At 65.3% G+C, this 18,887-nt stretch carries 21 protein-coding genes; 5 read left to right on the forward strand and 16 right to left on the reverse strand.

The window, feature by feature from the left end; all coding sequences use genetic code 11:
- Positions 1-2 precede the first annotated feature (2 nt).
- From BSY16_RS14305 to BSY16_RS14315, 3 genes are all read left to right on the forward strand, one after another.
- A complete protein-coding gene (locus BSY16_RS14305) occupies positions 3-761 on the forward strand; it encodes an SDR family NAD(P)-dependent oxidoreductase (protein WP_069060279.1) in 759 nt (252 codons plus the stop codon).
- Positions 762-824: 63 nt separating this feature from the next.
- The gene (locus tag BSY16_RS14310; RefSeq protein WP_069060280.1) at positions 825-1,202 is read left to right on the forward strand and encodes an MbcA/ParS/Xre antitoxin family protein; all 378 of its coding nucleotides are present in this window, start codon (positions 825-827) and stop codon (positions 1,200-1,202) included.
- Positions 1,162-1,920 carry an RES family NAD+ phosphorylase gene (locus BSY16_RS14315; RefSeq protein ID WP_069060281.1) on the forward strand — a complete coding sequence of 253 codons (759 nt, stop codon included), beginning with the start codon at positions 1,162-1,164 and terminating at the stop codon, positions 1,918-1,920. The genes BSY16_RS14310 and BSY16_RS14315 overlap by 41 nt, the downstream gene beginning before the upstream one ends.
- Here BSY16_RS14315 and BSY16_RS14320 read toward each other — a convergent pair.
- From BSY16_RS14320 to pcaD, 14 genes are all read right to left on the reverse strand, one after another.
- Positions 1,909-3,435 (reverse strand): ABC-F family ATP-binding cassette domain-containing protein, encoded by a 1,527-nt coding sequence (locus BSY16_RS14320; protein ID WP_069060282.1) that lies wholly within the window; start codon positions 3,433-3,435, stop codon positions 1,909-1,911. The two genes, BSY16_RS14315 and BSY16_RS14320, sit on opposite strands and share 12 nt — an antisense overlap.
- A gap of 366 nt (positions 3,436-3,801) precedes the next feature.
- Positions 3,802-3,978: a hypothetical protein gene (locus BSY16_RS32460; protein ID WP_171902420.1), complete on the reverse strand. Its 177-nt coding sequence runs from the start codon at positions 3,976-3,978 to the stop codon at positions 3,802-3,804.
- A gap of 105 nt (positions 3,979-4,083) precedes the next feature.
- Positions 4,084-4,617: a 2,4'-dihydroxyacetophenone dioxygenase family protein gene (locus tag BSY16_RS14325; RefSeq protein WP_069060283.1), complete on the reverse strand. Its 534-nt coding sequence runs from the start codon at positions 4,615-4,617 to the stop codon at positions 4,084-4,086.
- A gap of 25 nt (positions 4,618-4,642) precedes the next feature.
- Positions 4,643-6,370, reverse strand: coding sequence for a thiamine pyrophosphate-requiring protein (locus tag BSY16_RS14330; RefSeq protein ID WP_069060284.1), 1,728 nt, complete (start codon positions 6,368-6,370; stop codon positions 4,643-4,645).
- 145 nt (positions 6,371-6,515) lie between these two features.
- A complete protein-coding gene (locus BSY16_RS14335) occupies positions 6,516-7,232 on the reverse strand; it encodes an ABC transporter ATP-binding protein (protein WP_069060285.1) in 717 nt (238 codons plus the stop codon).
- Positions 7,213-7,977 carry an ABC transporter ATP-binding protein gene (locus BSY16_RS14340; RefSeq protein ID WP_069060286.1) on the reverse strand — a complete coding sequence of 255 codons (765 nt, stop codon included), beginning with the start codon at positions 7,975-7,977 and terminating at the stop codon, positions 7,213-7,215. Before BSY16_RS14340 ends, BSY16_RS14335 begins: the two co-directional genes overlap by 20 nt.
- Positions 7,974-8,981, reverse strand: a complete 1,008-nt coding sequence (locus BSY16_RS14345; protein ID WP_069060287.1) for a branched-chain amino acid ABC transporter permease — start codon at positions 8,979-8,981, stop codon at positions 7,974-7,976. The genes BSY16_RS14340 and BSY16_RS14345 overlap by 4 nt, the downstream gene beginning before the upstream one ends.
- Positions 8,981-9,844, reverse strand: coding sequence for a branched-chain amino acid ABC transporter permease (locus BSY16_RS14350; protein ID WP_069060288.1), 864 nt, complete (start codon positions 9,842-9,844; stop codon positions 8,981-8,983). The genes BSY16_RS14345 and BSY16_RS14350 overlap by 1 nt, the downstream gene beginning before the upstream one ends.
- A 222-nt stretch (positions 9,845-10,066) precedes the next feature.
- A complete protein-coding gene (locus BSY16_RS14355; RefSeq protein WP_069060289.1) occupies positions 10,067-11,239 on the reverse strand; it encodes an ABC transporter substrate-binding protein in 1,173 nt (390 codons plus the stop codon).
- Positions 11,240-11,378: 139 nt separating this feature from the next.
- Positions 11,379-12,434: a 3-carboxy-cis,cis-muconate cycloisomerase gene (locus BSY16_RS14360; protein WP_069060290.1), complete on the reverse strand. Its 1,056-nt coding sequence runs from the start codon at positions 12,432-12,434 to the stop codon at positions 11,379-11,381.
- Positions 12,435-12,646: 212 nt separating this feature from the next.
- Positions 12,647-13,261, reverse strand: a complete 615-nt coding sequence (gene pcaG, locus BSY16_RS14365) for a protocatechuate 3,4-dioxygenase subunit alpha (RefSeq protein WP_069060291.1) — start codon at positions 13,259-13,261, stop codon at positions 12,647-12,649.
- The gene (gene pcaH, locus BSY16_RS14370) at positions 13,261-14,010 is read right to left on the reverse strand and encodes a protocatechuate 3,4-dioxygenase subunit beta (RefSeq protein WP_069060292.1); all 750 of its coding nucleotides are present in this window, start codon (positions 14,008-14,010) and stop codon (positions 13,261-13,263) included. Before pcaH ends, pcaG begins: the two co-directional genes overlap by 1 nt.
- Positions 14,011-14,017: 7 nt before the next feature.
- Positions 14,018-14,422 (reverse strand): 4-carboxymuconolactone decarboxylase, encoded by a 405-nt coding sequence (pcaC, locus tag BSY16_RS14375; RefSeq protein WP_069060293.1) that lies wholly within the window; start codon positions 14,420-14,422, stop codon positions 14,018-14,020.
- A complete protein-coding gene (gene pcaD, locus BSY16_RS14380; RefSeq protein WP_069060294.1) occupies positions 14,415-15,227 on the reverse strand; it encodes a 3-oxoadipate enol-lactonase in 813 nt (270 codons plus the stop codon). The genes pcaC and pcaD overlap by 8 nt, the downstream gene beginning before the upstream one ends.
- Positions 15,228-15,322: 95 nt before the next feature.
- On the opposite strand from pcaD, the gene pcaQ reads away from it, so the two are divergent.
- Positions 15,323-16,249, forward strand: a complete 927-nt coding sequence (pcaQ, locus tag BSY16_RS14385) for a pca operon transcription factor PcaQ (protein WP_069060295.1) — start codon at positions 15,323-15,325, stop codon at positions 16,247-16,249.
- On the opposite strand, the gene BSY16_RS14390 is transcribed toward pcaQ, so the two are convergent.
- Complete coding sequence (locus tag BSY16_RS14390) at positions 16,250-16,651, reverse strand: OsmC family protein (protein WP_069060296.1); 402 nt, start codon at positions 16,649-16,651, stop codon at positions 16,250-16,252.
- Between the two features lie 102 nt (positions 16,652-16,753).
- Here BSY16_RS14390 and BSY16_RS14395 point away from each other — a divergent pair, with 102 nt between their 5' ends.
- The gene (locus BSY16_RS14395) at positions 16,754-17,617 is read left to right on the forward strand and encodes a phosphotransferase family protein (RefSeq protein WP_069060297.1); all 864 of its coding nucleotides are present in this window, start codon (positions 16,754-16,756) and stop codon (positions 17,615-17,617) included.
- Here the strand turns inward: BSY16_RS14395 and pobA are convergent.
- The gene (pobA, locus tag BSY16_RS14400) at positions 17,611-18,783 is read right to left on the reverse strand and encodes a 4-hydroxybenzoate 3-monooxygenase (protein ID WP_069060298.1); all 1,173 of its coding nucleotides are present in this window, start codon (positions 18,781-18,783) and stop codon (positions 17,611-17,613) included. The genes BSY16_RS14395 and pobA overlap by 7 nt on opposite strands.
- Positions 18,784-18,887: the final 104 nt, after the last annotated feature.

Below are 18,887 nucleotides of genomic sequence, written 5' to 3' on the forward strand. Positions count from 1 at the left end.
CCATGGCGCTTCTTCACAAAAAGACCTGCATCATCACGGGCGGCGCCGGCAGTATCGGCCTCGCCACCGCCCGGCTCTTCCTCGCCGAGGGCGCCAATGTCGTGCTCGTCGACCAGGACCGTGCCGGCCTGGAACGCGCCGCGGCCACCCTGCCGCAGGACCGGGTAGCGCTTGCCGTGGCGGATGTCACGGACGCGGCCTCCACCAGGACCTATGTCGACCTTGCCGTTGCCCGGTTCGGCGGCATCGACGTGCTGTTTTCCAATGCCGGCATCTTCGGCATCGTGGCGCCCATCGCCGACTATCCGCTCGAACTCTTCGACAAGGTGCAGGCCGTGCATGTCCGTGGCGCGTTTCTTGCCGCCCAGTGCGCCGTCCCCCACATGCGAAGCGGCGGCAGCATCGTCATCACGTCCAGCGTGGCGGCGACGCGCGGCGATGCGGGCGTCTATGCCTATATCACCGCCAAGCACGCCCAGACCGGCCTGATGCGCTGCCTTGCCAAGGAACTCGCGCCGCGCGGCATCCGCGTCAACACCGTCAATCCCGGCCCCGTTGACAACGGTTTCCAGCTTGCCGTGGAACAGGGCCTGGGAGCCGCGATCGGCGCGGATGGAACGGAGTTCTTCAACAGGCTCATCCCCATGGACCGCCATGCCAGCCCCGACGAAGTCGCCCGCGCGGTGCTCTACCTCGCCTCCGATCAGGCGAGTTTCGTCACCGGCACGATGCTGATGGTCGACGGCGGCATGAGCATCTAGGACACGAAACCTTGTCATTGGAAAAATATATGCTACATTCTTTCCAGTGAAAGGATTTCGACCATGCAACGCAACCCCATTCCACAGACCAATGCAGAAGGCTCGGTGCTCACCAAGGCGGCTGTCGGTGCGGCGGATCGGCTGGGGCTGACCGCGCGCATCCTCTCCGGCGTCATCGGCGTTTCGGAGGCGACGGTGTCGCGGCTGAAGCGGCAGGATGTGCTGCTGGAGCGCGGTACGAAACCCTTCGAACTCGCCGTGCTGCTGGTGCGCCTCTTCCGCTCGCTCGACGCCATTACCGGCGGCGACGAGACCGTCGCCCGCGCCTGGATGACGGCAGAGAACACCGCGCTCGGCGCGCGCCCCGTCGACCGTATCGTCTCCATTTCAGGCCTCATCGATGTCCTTGCCTACCTGGACGCCCGCCGCGCTCTCGTCTGAGGCGCGGCCCTTTGCGGGCCACGTCTGGCGGTTCGTCGAGGCACAGCACCGCGTCTCGACGCTGAAACTCGTCGATACGCTGGACGAGCAGGCACTGCTGGAAGACATTCTGGAGGAGAGCAAGCCGGTGCTGCCGCCGGAATGTGCCGGCCTCGACTATCTGCTCGCCACACCCTTCCGCTACGGCGCGGTCTATCCGCACGGCTCGCGCTTCCGCCGCGCCGGGCGCACGCTCGGTGTCTACTATGCCGCCCTGTCGGTGGAGACGGCGCTCGCCGAAATGGCCTTTTACCGGCTGCTGTTCTTCGCCGAATCGCCCGCAACGCCGCTGCCGGGCAATGCCGCCGACTACACCGCCTTCTCCGTCGCCATTCGCACGGACGCGGCAATCGACCTGACCGTCCCGCCACTCGACCGCGACCTCACCCTCTGGACGCACCCGACCGATTACGCCGCCTGTCAGTCATTGGCCGATGGCGCAAGGACGGCGGATGTCTCCGCCATCCTCTACCGCTCGGTGCGTGACCCGGGTGCCGGCACGAACATGGCGCTGTTGACCGCGACGGCCTTTGCCGCCCCCAAACCGGTGGAGCGCCAGACCTGGCGCATCCGGCTGTCGGCGCTCGGCGTGCAGGCTTTGTGCGACCACCCGCCGCGCCGCATCGGCTTTTCCCGTGAGGATTTTCGCGCCGATCCGCGCATCCTCTCACGCGGATAAAGCAGCTTCGGCGAAAAAGTCCTCCGGGCCGTCCACCTCGACAAGCCGCCGCTTCTCGATCACCCAGAAGCGGTTTGCCACCGCCCGCACGAAGGCACGGTCGTGCGAGACGAAGAGGCAGCTTGCCTCGCTTCCCGTCAGTTCCCGTTCCAGCGCTTCCTGCCCCTCGATGTCGAGATGGTTGGTCGGCTCGTCGAGCAGGTAGAAATTCGGGTTGGTGAGCCGCAGCACCAGCATGCCGAGCCGCGCCTTCTGCCCGCCGGAGAGCTGCCCCACGGGTCGCGCCTGCATCTCGATCGACAGGCCGGCGCCCGCCAGCAGGCTGCGCGCCCGCTGGTCGCCCACGTCGAAGCGGTGGATGATCGTGCCGTGCGGCGTCTCCGTGTCGGAGAGATCGGAAAGCGCCTGGTCGCCATAGCCGAGCACCAGCGATGGCGTCGCCTTGATGCCCTGAAGGCTTGCCCCCGCCGCCTCGATCGCCCGACGCAACTGGCCGACCAGCCGTGTCTTGCCGGCGCCGTTCAGCCCGAGCAGCACGATGCGGTCGCCCTGGCAGATGAATTTCTGGCCCGTGCGGAAGAGAGGCGTGCCATCCGGCGTTTCGACCGCCGCATCCTCCAGCGTCAGCAGCACCTTGGCATGGGTGCCGCGGTTGACGAGACGGATCGCACCGGCGGAACGCTCCAGATGGGCCGGCTTTGCCCCATCCTCGATCTTCTCCGCCCGCTGCTTCAGCTGCTTGGTCTTCACCACCAGCAGGTCGCTGCCGGAATTGATGCCGATATTGTTGAGCTTTGCCGCCTGCTGGCGAAGCTGCTGCGCCGTCTTCATGTCGCGCTCGTAGCGCCGCCCCTCGGCCGCATCCATCTCGTCCAGCGCCGCCCGGGCCTCGGAATAGGGCAGAGCAAACAGCGGCGACCGCTCGGGACGCAGGAACAGCGTGCGGTTGGTCACGGCATCGAGGAAGGCGCGGTCATGGCTGGAGATGATGACCGGCATGTCGCGCGGCAGCGTCGCGAGCCAGGTCTCCAGCAGGGCGATCTTCGAGAGGTCGAGATGGTTCGTCGGCTCGTCGAGCAGCAGCAGGTCCGGTTCGCCGACGCGCACGCGGGCAACAAGGGCGATGCGCTGCCAGCCGCCGCTCAAGGCATCGAGCCGGCGCTCCCGCAGCGCTTCCGGCACCTCCAGCTCCTCCAGCGTCACATCGGCGCGCCAGCCCTCGCTCTCCTGCTGCTCGGGCGAAAGCGCGCCCAGCACGGCGTCGCGGAAGGTGAGCGTTTCGAGCCCGGCAGGCAGGTTCTGCTCCATATGACCGACGGTGAGGCCGCGCGCGCGGGTAATCTCGCCGGTCGTCGGCTCGAACTCGCCGGTGATGCATTTCAGCAGGGTCGACTTGCCACGCCCGTTGGCAGCAACGAGACCGATCCGGTCGCCGGCAGCGACGGAGAGGCTGAGATTGGCAAAGAGGGTGGTGGACAGCGTGACGCCGAGCGCGCGGATATTGAGAAGCGACATGGGAATTCTCTGGTCTTTCAGGACCCCCGCGGCGCGGCATCAGCCGTCAGTCACGCGAAAAGGCCCGATGAAATCTGATGCGGCAGCACACCTGAAGGCACGTCAGCGCATCGCCGGGAAGGGCAGACCAGAAGAAAGCGTTCGTTCCGATCAGCCCTGCAAACGCATTTGCAGGGCAAAATCAGGGCCATGCGTACGATGTGGCAGGAAGTCGGTCTTCACGCGCAGCCCCTCTCTTTCGTGTTGCGAACGAGACAACGGGTACCATCGGGCGGCGGCATTTGCAACCGGGCCGGTTATCACCACGTCAAAAGGCCCGGATGCAGGGGACATCCGGGCTTTTGGGGAGGTCAGCGACGATACGGCTTATTTGCAGACCTTGATCCGCTTGATGACGACATTGCCATAGTAGTCGTAGGCCTTGACCTTCTTGATGAAGCAGTACGGCTCGTAGCCGTAGCTGTAATAGCCGGCCTGCGAGGGAGCGGCGAAGGACACGGCGGCGACGAGGGCAACGGTGGCGGAAACGATGAACTTGCGCATGGGGTCTCTCCTGATCTCTGGTTGGGGATGAGCCTCTCTCATCCAGTGATCAGACTTTCCCACATTGCCCCGCAACGCGCTGTTCCGCATGGAACACGCGAAAAACTATCGGAACAGCCGCTCCACATAGTCCCGCCCGAGCCCGACCTTCTCGTAGTGGTCGCGACAGAGCGCGATGTAGTTGTGCACGTCGAAGAAACCGTCCGGCTCGCCCCTCTCGTCGAGCCAGATCAGCGGCCCCGTCACCTGGAAGAACACCTTCATCGGCTGCTCATGCTCATAGGCGACGAGCGTGTGGCCCTCGCCCGGCGTCTCGTAGACGAAATCGCCGGCCGTTGCCGTCCAGTCGTGCTCCAGGTAACCCCACTTGCCGGAGATCGTGTAGGCGAAGACCTCGTGCGGATGGTAGTGGCGGTTCACCAGCCCGGCCTTCTTGGCCATCAGGATGTCGCACCACTTGTTTTGCGTCGGCGAAATCCACAGCGGGCGCGACGAGACGGTTTCGGTGAAGGGCACGTAATAGCGCTCGTCTTCGGTCGGCGCGTTCTGCAGGTAGACTTCCGGCAGGGCATCCGGCTGAAACACCTTGTCGATCGGCTTCAGGTCCTTCCAGAATTCATGGGTCGCCAGTTCGGGCATGGTTTCCTCCTTGCATGGGTCTGGTTCAGGCGCGGACCTGCACGTCGATGAGCGCCAGCGTCCGTTTCGTCTCGATATGCTCGAGCGCCTCCGCAATGGCGCCGGCCAGCGCCGCACCGTCGGTCACGCGGCGGGCATAGGCCCGGCTTGCCTCCGCGACCTTGACGAAATCCGGCACCGGCGACAGTGCGGTCAGCGGCATGCGGTTGGTCTTTGCCGCATAGCCGTCCGGATAGAGGCCCAGCACCGACTGGCGCACCGCCCCCCATTCCGCATTGTTGACGATGAGGACGAGGATCGGCAGGTCGAGGGCTTCGGCAATCTGGTGGCAGGCGACGGGATTGGCGAACATGTAGGAACCGTCGCCCATGGTGGCGACGACGAGCCGGTCGCGCCGCGCGAGCTGCATGCCGAGCGCTGCCGGAAAACACCAGCCGAGTCCGCCGGAATGCGGCTCCTGATACCAGGCCTGGTGATGGGCGAGTGTCATCGGCGCCATGGGGCAGCCGAGTTCCGACAGCACCGTCGCATCCCGCCCGGCCAAAGCCTCCGACAGTGTCAGCGAGACAAAATCCTTCGTCATCGGTGTGCCGTTGCCGCGCCGTGCCGTTTCAAGCACGCCGGCACGAGCCGCCCGATTGCGCGCCGCGACCTCCCGGGCGTTCCGCTCGGCCTTCGCCCGATGGATGGGCAGCAGCAGATCCATCGCCGCCTTCAACGCGAGAAGGCCCGCATCGACATCGCAGGCAAGTGTTACGTCCGAGCGGAAATAGCGCACCGGCTGGCGCTGGTAGAGCGGGTCCTGCGCGAGCTGGATGACCTTGCAACCGGGTTTGAGCGGATGTGCATCCGGCGACCAGGGCGCGAGCGCGTCGAGCACCAGAACCACATCCGCCTTGTCGAGCAGCGGCTTGGGATCGGCCTGCGCCGCCATCGGATGGTCCGTCGCGATAGCAAGCTGCACCGCCCAGTACTGGCAGACCGGAATGCCCCACGCCTCGGCAAGTGCTGCCAGCGCGGCAAACCCTTCGGCCGAGCCCGCACCGCGCTGCGCAAAGATCACCGGGTTTTCCGCTTCCGCCAGCAGCCGCGCCGCTGTCTCGATGTCCTTCGGTGACGGCACGAAGATTGCCGGCGCCATCGTGGCCGGCGCGTCCAGCCCCTCCGTCGGGCAAGGCTGGCACAGCACCTCGCGCGGCAGGCTCATATAGACCGGCCCGCGCGGCGTGGAGCAGGCGATGGCATAGGCGCGATCGACCATCTGCGGGATATGCTCGGGTACGCGCAATTCGTCGTCCCACTTGCAGGCCTCTCGCACCAGCGCCGCCTGGTCGCGCATTTCCTGTCCCCAGCCGATCGGCACGGTGCGCGACCCCTTGCGCCCGCGTTCGGTGACGGGCGTGCGGCCGGAGAAGAGCAGGACCGGGATATGCTCCATGGCGGCGTTGATCGCGCCGATCGCGCAATTGGCAAGGCCGACATTGGTGTGCGCCATCACCGCCTGGGCGCGGCCGGTCGCCAGATAATAGCCGTGCGCCATGCCCATGGCCGCCCCCTCGTGCGGCATGACGAGCGCCTGCGGCAGCGCGATACCCTTGGCTTCGGCCTCGGCAAGCCCTTCGATGATCGGCGGAAAATCCGTGCCGGAATTGGCAAAGATATAGTCGACCCCGACGGCCTTCAGCCGGGCGAGCAGCGCGCCGCCCGCCGTCATCACCGGCGTTGCGGCGGGATCGCTTTCGTGCCTGCCCATCGGAACCTCCCCTTCGTCCGGACCCGTCGTCGCGTCCGGTCTCCTCAAACCGGGACGCGACTGTCAGGCCGCACTCTGACAGGCGAGGCAGCGATGTAAAATGAAATGCCGGCTCCGTTTCATAACGAAAGCCATATGAATCCCATCAGTGCAGGCCACCGACGCCGAGCAGGGTTTCGACCGTATGCGCATCGGCGGACAGCGCCTGCGGCGTGCCCGTCCAGGCGATCCGGCCGCGCTCGAGGATGATCACCTCGTCGGCGAAATCAAGCGCGCTCTGGATGCGCTGTTCGACGAGCAGGATGGTCATTTCGCCCGAGGCGGCGAGCGTGCCGAAGGCAGCCATCAGTTCCTCGCAGATGACCGGCGCGAGGCCCTCCAGCGGTTCGTCGAGCAGCAGCACGGAGGGCTGGCCGAGAATGGTGCGCGCCGTCGTCAGCATCTGCTGCTCGCCGCCGGACAGTTGCGAGCCGAGGTTCTTCCGCCGCTCCTTGAGGCGGGGAAACATCGCATAGGCTTCCTCGATCGCCGAGCGCGGCCGGGCCTTCAGGCCGACAAAGAGGTTTTCCTCGACGGTCAGCGTCGGGAAGACGTCGCGCGATTGCGGCACGTAGCCCAGCCCTTTCAGCGCACGCGACGAACTGTCGATACCCTCGATCGGCTGGCCGCCGAGGCGGATTTCGCCGCCGTAGCGCTTGGTTTGGCCGGCGAGCGTGGCAAAGAGCGTCGATTTTCCCATGCCGTTGCGACCGAGTACCGCGAGCCTTCGGCCGGCGCCGGCGGAGAAGGAAATATCCTCCAGCACCCGCGTCGGGCCGTAGCCGGCGGACAGGCCTGAAATTTCAAGCGACGCTGCGGGCATCGGCATAGCTCCCGAGATAGGCCTGGCGGACGCGGGCGTCCTTGGTGACGGCGTCCGGCGACCCGTCGAAAATGATCTCGCCCGCCGCCAGCACGATGACGCGCTTGGCGAAGCGGAAGACGAGATCCATGTCGTGTTCGATCATCAGCACGGCAAGATCGGCCGGCAGGTCGGCGATCGCCTGCTCGATGCGCGCCGTATCGCTCTGCGGCACGCCGGCGGCGGGCTCGTCGAGCAACAGCACCTTCGGCTTCAGGGCGAGCGCCAGCGCCAGTTCCAGCAGGCGCTGCTGGCCATAGGCGATTTCGCTGACGCGGTGGCGGGCGAGATGCGCTATGCCGAGTTTGGCCAGCAAGGCATGCGCTTCGTCCATGACGTCCGGCATCGCGCGATGGCTTGCAAACATGTGTCCCGAACGGCCTTCGCGCTGCAGGATGGCGAGCGCTACATGTTCCTCCGGCGTCATCTCGGAAAACAGCCGCGTCACCTGGAAGGAACGCACGAGGCCGCGACGCACGCGCTCGGTCGGGCCGAGCCGCGTCACGTCCTGACCGCCGAGCATAACGCTTCCGGAATTCGGCAGGATGTTGCCGGTGACGAGGTTGACGAAGGTCGTCTTGCCGGCACCATTCGGGCCGATCAGCGCAACGCGGTCGCCCGGCGCCATCGAGAGCGAAACGTCGTTGGTGACGGCGAGACCGCCGAACATCTTTTTCAGGTTGCGGACGTCGAAGATCGCACTCATCGGCCCTTCCTCCCGCGGCGTTCGAGATAGGCGGCGAACGAACCGTAAAGGCCTTTCGGCGCGAACAGCACGACGGCGATCAGGAGCGCGCCGACGATGGTGAGCCAGTGGAAGGGATTTGCCGCCGAGACGACATCCTCGAACCACATGAAGACGACGGTGCCGATCAGGGCGCCGTACAGCGAGCCGGTGCCGCCGAGCACGAGCATGACGAGCGCCTCCGCCGACAGGGTGAAGGACAGGCTGTCGAGGCCGACGACCTGGGTCGAGATGGCATTGAGCGCGCCGCCTGCCCCGGCGACGGCGCCGGAGATCGCGTACATCCGGATCACCGTGCCGTGCACCGAACCACCCATGGCGCGCACGCGCACCGGATCCTGCCGGATGCCGCGACACAGCATGCCGAAGGGCGAGCGCACGATCTGGCGCAGGATGACGAAGGCGACGACGAGCAGCACGATGCCGAAGACATAGGCCGTGCGGCCCCAGAGATCGAACTGCCAGAGGCCGAAGACGGCGTCCGGCATGATGCCGGCAAGCCCATCGCTGCCACCGGTCCAGCCGGAGGCCTTGTTGGCGGCCTCATGGGCGAGGTGAACGATGGCGATGGACAGCACGAGCTGCGGCAGGCCATGGGCGCGAAGCACGACGGCGCCGGACAGGAGGCCGGCAAGCGCGCCCGCGAGGATGCCGACGGCGAGCATGGCGATCGGGTCGGTGATGCCGAAATGCGCCGCCGCGATGCCCGCGCCATAAGCTCCCGCGCCGAACAGCGCCGCATGGCCAAGGGTCGCGACACCGCAATAGCCAGTGACGAGATCGAGCGAGAGCACCAGCAGCGCGATCGCGATGATGCGGGTAAGCAGCGCGAGATTGTTCGGGAAGAGGACATAACCCACGACGGCCAGGGCGAGGATGACAAGCACGCCGATGGCGTCGCGCGTCAGGCGTGCGCGGCGGTCACCCGCGGCGGAGAGCGTGTCGGAATTCGTCAGCAGCGCCATCACTTAGCCCTTCCGGCAAGGCCGCGCGGGAAAAGCCAGACGATGGCGATGACCGCAAGATAGAAGAAGAATTCCCCGAATTCCGGCATGAGATAACGCCCCGTCGTGTCGATGGCGCCGAGCAGCAGGCAGGCGGCAAGCGCGCCGGGAATGGATCCCGCCCCGCCGACCGAGACGACGACGAGGAAGGTCACCATGTAGCGCAGCGCATAATAGGGCTCGATCGGTAGCAGCTCGGCGCCGACCACGCCGCCGAAGGCGGCAAGGCCGACGGCGACGGCGAAGCTCACGGCATAGACGACCTCGGTCTTCACGCCGAGCGCTGCCGCCATCGCCGCATTGTCGACGCTGGCGCGCAGCTTCACACCGAAGGCGGTGCGCTCGATGAAATACCAGAGGCCGACGGCAACGGCGGCCCCGCAACCGATGACGAAGAGCCGGTGGGCCGAGACGGTGCGGAAGCCGAGGCTGACGGGTTCGCGCAGCATTTCCGGCGTCGGAATGGTCTTCAGCGTCGGGCCGAAGACGTAATTGGCGATGCCGATGATGCAGAAGGTAATGCCGATGGTCATCAGCACCTGCGTCAGCTCCGGCTGGCCGTAGATGCGGCGATAGAGCAGGCGCTCGATGGGAATGGCGATGAGGATCGTGCCGGCGACCGCGAGCATGACGGCAACGGCATAGGCAAGGCCAAGATCACGTGCCGCATAGGAGGCGATGTAGCCGCCGATCATCGCGAAGGCGCCATGCGCCAGATTGACCACCCGCATCAGCCCCATCGTCACCGAAAGGCCGATGGAGATGACGAAGAGCACCATGCCATAGGCAAGGGCATCGACCCCGATGCTGAAGACCGTTTGCATGTTCCTGTCCTGCTTGTCGCCGGGATGTCGGCGGTCACTCGTCGGAGGCCGGTGGATCCTCGGGTCAAGCCCGAGGATGACGAAAGAAGCGAGGGCAACGTACCACAGCGACGACGACGCTTGCCGCGCCGCCTGATGGACGGGAAGCGCTTCCCTGCCCTCCGTCATCCTCGGGCTTGACCCGAGGATCCACCCGCCAGGCACGTCGCCGGGGTAGTCCGGCTATTTCGCAGCCGCCAGACCCGGATCGCCCTGCTTCTCGAAGGTCTGGATTTCCTTGTTGTAGTAGGTCCCGTCCTCTGCCTTCGCCACCTCGCGCAGATAGATGTTCTGCGTGATATGGCGGCTTTCGGGATCGATGGTCACCGGCCCGCGCGGGCTTTCCCAGGACAGGCCCTTTACAGCTTCGACGGCCTTGGCCGCATCCTGCTCGCCGCCCGTCGCCTCGATCATCTTGTAGATGACATGCATGCCGTCATAGGCGCCGACCGAGGGAAACGACAGTTCCGCGGGGTTGCCGATCGCCTTGGCGGCGGCCTCCACGAATTTCTTGTTTTCCGCCGAGTCATGCGAGACGGCATAGTGGAAGGTGGTCTGGAGGCCGAGTGCGGCCTCGCCGAGCGCCGGCAGGTCGGATTCCTGCGTCAGGTCGCCGGGCGCGAAGAACTTGACGCCGGCATCCTTCAGACCGTTCTCGTTGAAGGCCTTCACGAAACCAAGCGTCGTCGGGCCGGACGGCAGGAAGGCGAAGATGCCTTCGGCACCCGAATCCTTGATGCGCTGCATGATCGGCGAGAAGTCATTGGTCTGGAGCGGGATGCGGATCGCCTCGACGACGGCACCGCCGGCTTTCTCGAAGCCGGCCTTGAAGGCGGCTTCCGCGTCGACACCCGGGCCGTAGTCGCTGACGACGGAAATCACCTTCTTCGTGCCGCCGTCGAAGGCGACCTTGGCGATCGGCGTCGAGGTCTGCCAGGTGGTAAACGAGGTGCGCACCACATAGGGGCTCTTCGTGACGATGGCCGAGGTCGCGGCGTTCATCACCACCATCGGCACATTCGCCTGCTCGAGCAGCGGCGTGGCGGCCATGGCATCCGGCGTAAAGTAGAAGCCGGCTAAGTACTGCACGCCTTCCTTGACCACCAGCTCCTGCGACAGGGCCTTCGACTGCGCCGGATCGGCGGTCGGGATGTCGCGGTAGATGATCTCGATCGTGTCGTCGCCAACGGTCGCGCCGTTCAGCGCCATATAGGCATCGATGCCCGCCTTGAAATTCTTGCCCTGCAGCGCGAAGGGACCGGAGAACGGCCCGACCACCCCGACCTTGATCGTATCGGCATTGGCGACACCGCCCAGAAGTGCAGCCGTCAGCGCGGCGATTGCAATCGTCTTCATGTTTTCCTCCCAGAAAAGCCGGCCTCCCGCCAACACGCGGTCCAGTCCCAGAATGGCTTTTTGTCAGATTGCCAGATGAAACGGTGATGTAAAATGAAAAAATCGGCCATTTTCATAACTCATAAATTATGAAAATGCGTTAGGCCGCGCCAAACCGGCGAATGGAAGAAAGAAGCGTGGCGGCAAGGCGAAGCGATGCGCCGCAAGCCACCACCATCTGCGGCAGGATCAGCCATTCCAGCGTCCAGGCTGCACCGGAGCGTTCCTGCTCGTGCACCATCGCCTGGGCCAGCCCGCCGAGTTGGGCGGCATTGAAGCGGGCAAGCGTGACAAGCCCTTCGGCGGCGACCGGGTTCTGCTTGTGCGGCATGGCAGACGAACCACCGCCGCCGGCAAGCGCGATCTCGTCACCACGATCCGCCATCAGCGCAATGTCCTGGCCGATCTTGCCGAGACTGCCGGTGATGGCCGCCAGCAATGCGGCAAGCGCGCCGATCCGGTCGCGCTGGCTGTGCCACTGGGGAGCATCGGCAAGGCCAAGCTCGCCCGCCAGCGCGGCGCGCACCGCCGGCGCCTTTTCGCCGAGTTTCTCCAGCGTGCCGGCGGCACCGCCGAACTGGATGGCGAGGCCCGTCTGGGCGAAGGCCGTCAAATGGTCGGCATGGCGCTGCAAGGGCGCGCACCAGGAGGTGATGCGGTCAGCCACGGTGATCGGGATCGCCGCCTGCATGCGCGTGCGTCCCATCAGCGTGCGTTCGCCGAACGTGACTGCAAGTCCGTCGAGGATATCGGCGAGCGCAGCCAGCCGCGTTTCGAAAATCGGCACCACCCGCGCAAGGCGCAGCATCAGGCCGCTGTCGATGACATCCTGGCTGGTCGCGCCGAAATGCATATGCCTGCCATGCGGCTCGCCGACGGCGACGCGTAGCTGGCGCACGAGATCCGGCACCACGACGCCGTCGCGCGCCGTGGCGTCCCGCAGGCTCGCCACATCCGGCGAGAAACGATGCGCTCTATCCGCAATCACATCCGCGGCTTCGGTCGGGATAAGCCCTTCGGCCGCCTCGGCCTTGGCCAGTGCCACCTCGAAGGCGAGCATGGCTTCCAGCTCCGCCGCGATGGAGAAGAATGCCGCCACCTCCTCGTCGCCGAGAAGACCCGAGAGGTAGGGATGGTCGAAGGATGAAACGGTCATGGGTCCCTCTGGCAAGATGGGCGGGCGTGGATCGTCGGGTCGAGCCCGAGGATGACGGAGGGGAGGATAGTTTGCCGGATTCCTGGGCGGCGCGGCCTGCCGTATCGCTCGATGTACCCAGGCTTCCCTTCTTTCGTCATCCTCGGGCTCGACCCGACGATCCACGCCCCGGCGGAAAACACATTATAGGCGATTGCCGCGCAAACGCTGCCTCAAATATCGAAGAACACCGTTTCCTTCTCGCCCTGCAGATGGATGTCGAAGCGGTACTCGTCCCCATCCGCCACGGCGATCAAGGTCGGCACGCGCACGCGGTGCTCGATGCGGGCCAGCACTGGGTCTTCGGCGTTGGCCGCCTCCTCGTCGCCAAAATACAGGCGCGTGTTGAGGCCGAGATTGATGCCGCGCGCGACGATCCAGACCGAAATGTGCGGCGCCATCGGACGACCGTCCTTGAACGGCACGCGGCCGGGCTTGATCGTCTCGAAACGGTATTCCCCCGTCACGCCGTCGGTCGCTGAGCGCCCCCAGCCGGAAAAATTCGGATCGGCGCTGCCGCGCAGTTCCGACGGGCTGTTGTAGAGGCCCGCGGCATCCGCCTGCCAGATTTCGAGCAGTGCATCTTTCAGTGGCGTGCCGGTGCCGTCGAGCACGCGACCGGTAATGGTGATGCGCCGGCCGAGCGTCTTGTCGTTCACCATGGTGGCGCCGAGATCGCTCTCATAGACGCCGCCGATGCCCGAGAAATTGGGCGTCAGGCCGATATGGACGTAAGGCCCCGCCGTCTGCGAGGCGCTTTCCTTGAGATACCCGAGCGGCTGGACCATCAGTTGCCCTCCATGCGGTTTTCAAAGAGCGTCGAGCGGCGACCGCGCAGCACGATGTCGAACTTGTAAGCACGCGCATCCATCGGGATCGTGTTGCCCCAGTCGAGGGCCGCGACCAGCTGCTCGATCGCCGCCTTGTCCGGGATCGTCTGCACGATGGGACATTTCCAGATCATCGGGTCGCCTTCGAAATACATCTGCGTGATCAGCCGCTGGGCAAATCCATGGCCGAAGACGGAGAAGTGGATATGCGCCGGGCGCCAGTCGTTGACGCCGTTCGGCCAGGGATAGGGGCCGGGCTTGATGGTGCGGAAAGCATAGTAGCCGTCCGCATCGGTGATGGTGCGGCCGCAGCCACCGAAATTCGGGTCGAGTGGTGCGAGATAACTTTCTCGTCTATGACGGTAGCGTCCGCCGGCATTGGCCTGCCAGAATTCCAGGAGCGCGCCGGCCACCGGCCGCGCCCGCTCGTCGAGCACCCGTCCATGCACGATGATGCGCTCGCCGATAGCGCTTTCGCCGGCTTTCGCGAAATTGTGGATCAGGTCGTTGTCCAGTTCGCCGAGGATCGAATGGCCGAAGACCGGCCCGGTGATTTCCGACACCGTGCCGTCGAGCGACAGCAGTGCCTTCTGCGGCGAGCGCAGCACGGAGGTCTTGTAGCCGGGGGTGAGACCGGGCGGATGCCACAGCCGATCCCGCGAGAAGAAGGCGCCCGTTTCGGGCTTGCGATTGGAAAGGTCCGTCATCTCTGCCTCAAGCCGCCTTTTCCGCGTCCAACTGTTCGAAGACCTGCTTGGCGACCTTGATCGCCCGGTTGGCGGCCGGTACGCCGGCATAGATCGCCACATGCAGCAGCGCCTCGGCGATGTCGTCGCGGCTCGCCCCGGTGTTGACCGTCGCGCGCACATGCATCGCCACCTCCTCGTCATGGCCGAGTGCGGCGAGCAGCGCGATCGTCACCATGGAGCGCTCGCGCTTCGTCCAGCCCGGCCGCGACCAGACCGTGCCCCAGGCGCCTTCCGTGATCAGCTCCTGAAACGGCTGGTCGAAGTCCGTCGCGGCGGAGGAGGCGCGGTCGACATGGTTGTCGCCGAGCACCGCGCGACGGGTCACCATGCCCTGGCGATAGCGATCGGAAAAGGTATGGGCATCAGCCATGGGGCTCGTCTCCGGCAGGTAGGGTGGCGATGAAGGCGCGGATCATCTCGGTGAGGATTTCCGGCTGCTCGACGCAGGGAATATGCCCGGCATCCTTGATGACCTCGTAGCGCGCACCGGCAATGAGCTTTGCCATCGACAGCACGACATCCGGCGGCGTCGAGCCGTCCTGGTCGCCGACGACGCACAGCGTCGGCACGGAAATGTTCTTGGTGGACTGGGTGAGGTCGGCATCGCGCAGGGCGGCACAGGTCGCGGCGTAGCCGACCGCGGACTGGCGGGTCAGCATGGTGCGGTAGCCATGATAGGCGGCATTTTCCGGGCGGCGGAAGGCCGGCGTGAACCAGCGCTCCATGACAGAATCAGCGAGGCTTTCGATGCCCTTCGTCTCGACGCTTTCGATGCGGGCGTTCCACATCTCGGCCGTGCCGATCTTGTGCGCCGTGTCGCAGAGGATGAGCGCCTTGACGAGATCCGGCCGCTTGGCCGCAAGCCCCTGCGCGATCATGCCGCCGACCGAGAGGCCACAGATGATCGCGTTCCTGACGTCGAGCCGGTCGAGCAGGGCGGCGAGATCGAGCACATGATCGTCGATCGAATAGGGCACCTGGCCGAGATCGGACAGGCCATGGCCGCGCTTGTCATAGGTGACGATCGGGAAATCACCGGCAAGCCGGACCACGACGTCGCGCCAGATGCGGAAATCGGTGCCGAGCGAATTGGAAAAGACGATCACCGGCCGCCCGGCCGGGCCGCCGATCAGCTGGTGATGCAGGATGACGTCGTTGACGGTTGCGAATTGCACGGCTTTCTCCTCCCGTCTTCCCAGATTGATCGCTTGATCTGGTTAGGTAAAATGATATTTCATGCCGTTTCGTTAACTTCAGAGTTATGAAAGCCATGGTCGACAGCCGTATCAAGTTCCGTCATCTGCAAACCTTTGTCGAGGTGGCGCGCCAGAAGAGCGTGATGAAGGCGGCGGACCTTCTGCATGTCAGCCAGCCTGCCGTGACCAAGACGATCCGCGAACTGGAGGAGGTTCTGGGCGTCGCGGTCTTCGAGCGCGACGGCCGCGGCATAAAAATCACCCGCTACGGCGAGGTTTTCCTCAAACATGCAGGTGCTGCGCTGACGGCGCTGCGGCAAGGCTTCGATTCCGTCTCGCAGGCGCTGTCCGGCGATGCGACACCGATCCGCATCGGGGCGCTACCGACGGTCTCGACGCGCATCATGCCGAAAGCAATGCGGCTATTCCTCGCCGAGGGAACAGGCGCGCGGATCAAGATCGTCACCGGCGAAAATGCCGTGCTGCTCGAGCAGCTGCGCGTCGGCGATCTGGACCTCGTCGTCGGCCGCTTGACGGCACCGGAAAAAATGACGGGGTTTTCCTTCGAGCATCTCTATTCCGAACAGGTGGTTTTTTGCGTGCGCGCCGGCCACCCGTTGCTGTCCAGTGGCAACGCGATCTTCGCCGGACTGGATGCCTATCCGGTGCTGATGCCGACCCGCGCCTCGATCATCCGCCCCTTCGTCGAGAGCTTCCTGATCACCAACGGCATTGCCGGGCTGCCGAACCAGATCGAGACCGTCTCCGACGCCTTCGGCCGCGCCTTCGTGCGCGAAAGCGATGCGATCTGGATCATCTCCGAAGGGGTCGTCGCGGCCGACATCGCGGAGGGCAAGCTGGCCGCCTTGCCGATCGATACCAGCGGCACGAAAGGCCCGGTCGGCCTCACCATGCGCACCGACGCCGTTCCCTCCATGCCGCTCGCCATCCTCATGCAGACGATCCGCGAAGTGGCCGGGGCGGTGTCCCAGGGACATTGATCAGCCGTCGATGGATACCGGCAGGCCGTTTCGCAGCGAATGCGCAACGGTACAGACGGCCTTCGCCTGCTCGATGACAGGCCGCGGGTCCGACCCATCCAGCGTCTCGCAGTCCACGCGCATCGCCGCCGACATTGCAACAAGAGGCGTGCCGCCAAGTTCGACTGTCACGGTAACCGCGATACGCCCGAGCGGCACGCCGATCTCGTGGGACGCGTATCGCAGATCGTTGCAAAAGCAGCCGCCGAGCGCCAGCGCAAGCAGCTGAGCGCCGTTGAAGCCGAGCCCGGCACCGCCGGCCTTGCCTTCCGGGCGGTCGACAACGATCGTGTGGCCGCCAGCCCAACCCATCGCGGCTTCGGTTCCTTCGACATTGCGCAATTCCACCGCAACAGCGACCATATCCCCCTCCATGGGCAAACAATCCTGCGCCACTTTAAGACGGACAGCCCGCAGGTCCAAAGCCCCGTTGAACCGGCTCCGCAGGGCGGGTAGTTTTTGCGCATGTCCGATCTCGATTCATACCGCGCCATCATCGCCCACGCCGCCTCCGACCTCGCCGATGCGCACATCCGGCCACTGCCCGGCGGGTGGCATTCAAAGGCTTTCGAGGTCGATGGGCGCCTCGTCTTCAAGTTCCCGCAGGGAGAACAGGCGGAAAGCGCGTTGCGGCGCGAGGCGTCGATCCTCGCCGCTGTGCGCCCGCACGTCACCATGACTGTCCCCAACCTTCGCCTGCACGAGGGGACGCCCCTCTTCTCCGAACACCGGATCATCCCCGGGGAGCATCTGGAAACGGCGCACTACGAGGCCCTGCCGGAGCCGGCACGGCTGGCGCTAGGTACAAATCTCGTCCGCTTCTATGCCGAGTTGCACGCGCTCGACCGCGCCACCATGGCCACTGCCGGTGCCAGGCCCATCGAGCATTGGCTCGATGCCGATACGATTGCGGCCAAGGCCCTGCCGCTTCTGCCGCGGGACCTGCATGCCTTCGCGGAGGAAACCCTTGCCGGCTGGCGCGTCCTGTCGCCGGAGCCCCATGGCGAGACCTACGGTTTCTTCGACGGCCACGGCTGGAACATGGCCTTCGATCATGCCGCCGGGCAGCTTAACGGCATCTATGATTTCGCCGATTCCGGCTTCGGGCCGCTGCACCAGGATTTCATATATTCCAACTTCATCAGCCCGGACCTGACCGCACGGATCGCCGACGGCTACGAGCGCATCACTGGTCGAACGCTCGACCGCACCCGCATCCATCTGCTGACCGGCGTGCATCGCCTGTGGGAACTCGCGGCGTTGGCCGAAGCACCGGAGCATCACGCGACGATGATTGATTCGATCGCCGCCTGGGCCCGCCGTCAGTAGGGCAGGCCGACGTAATTTTCCGCCAGCACCGTTTCCGCGGCGCGCGAATGGGTAAGATAGTCGAGTTCGGCTTCCTGGATCTTCTGGTCGAAATCATTGGTCTGCGGAAACCGGTGCAGCATGCTCGTCATCCACCAGGAGAAACGCACCGCCTTCCAGACACGGGCGAGCGCCTTTGCCGAATAGCCGTCGAGGCCGCCATTCGAGCGGTCCTGATAGTGCTCTAGCAGGCCGGAGAACAGGTAATGCACGTCGCTTGCCGCCAGATTGAGCCCCTTGGCCCCGGTCGGCGGCACGATATGGGCGGCATCGCCGACGAGGAACAGCCGGCCGAAGCGCATCGGCTCGGCGACGAAGGAACGCAGCGGTGCTATCGACTTCTCGAAGCTCGGCCCGGTCACCATCGCCTGCGCATGGTGGGCGGGAAGCCGGCGACGCAACTCGTCCCAGAAGCGCTCGTCGGACCAGTCCTCGATCTTCTCGTCCAGCGCGCACTGGATGTAGTAGCGGCTGCGGGTCGGCGAGCGCATGGAACAGAGCGCGAAACCGCGCGGATGGTTGGCGTAGATCAGTTCGTCGCTGACCGGCGGCACCTCGCAGAGAAGGCCAAGCCAGCCGAAGGGATAGATCTTTTCGAAGGTGCGGATCGCGCCATCCGGCACCGCCTTGCGGCTTGCGCCGTGAAAGCCGTCGCAGCCGGCGATGAAATCGCAGTCGATGCGGTGCGTCACACCGTCCTTGTCGTAGGTGACATAAGGTGTTGCGCCATCGAAGCCGTGCGGCGTCACGTTTGCAGCCTCGAAGATCGTTAGCCGGCTGTTGGCTTGGCGCTGCTCCATGAGGTCACGGGTCAGCTCGGTCTGGCCATAGACCATCACGCGTTTGCCGCCGGTGAGATCGAAGAGGTCGATGCGATGATCGCGGCCATCGAAGGCGAGCGAAAAGCCGTCATGCGGCAGGCCCTCGGCATGCATGCGCGCGCCGACGCCCGCACTGTCCATCAGACCCACCGTGCCCGCCTCCAGCACGCCGGCCCGCACGCGGCCGAGAATATGCGTGCGGCTCGACCGATCGAGGATGACGGTCTCGATGCCGGCATTGCCGAGCAGCTGGCCTAGCAGCAGGCCCGACGGCCCCGAACCGATGATGACGACCTGAACGCGCATGCTGTCCTCCGAAACTGGCATTTCGCAAAGTGTCGGCGAGATGGGTGGCTCCGGGCAATGGACGGATCAGCCCTCGACTTGTACAAATCAAACATTGCAAACCG

Origin of the sequence: Sinorhizobium sp. RAC02 (assembly GCF_001713395.1) — a bacterium.
Classification (GTDB): Bacteria; Pseudomonadota; Alphaproteobacteria; order Rhizobiales; family Rhizobiaceae; genus Shinella.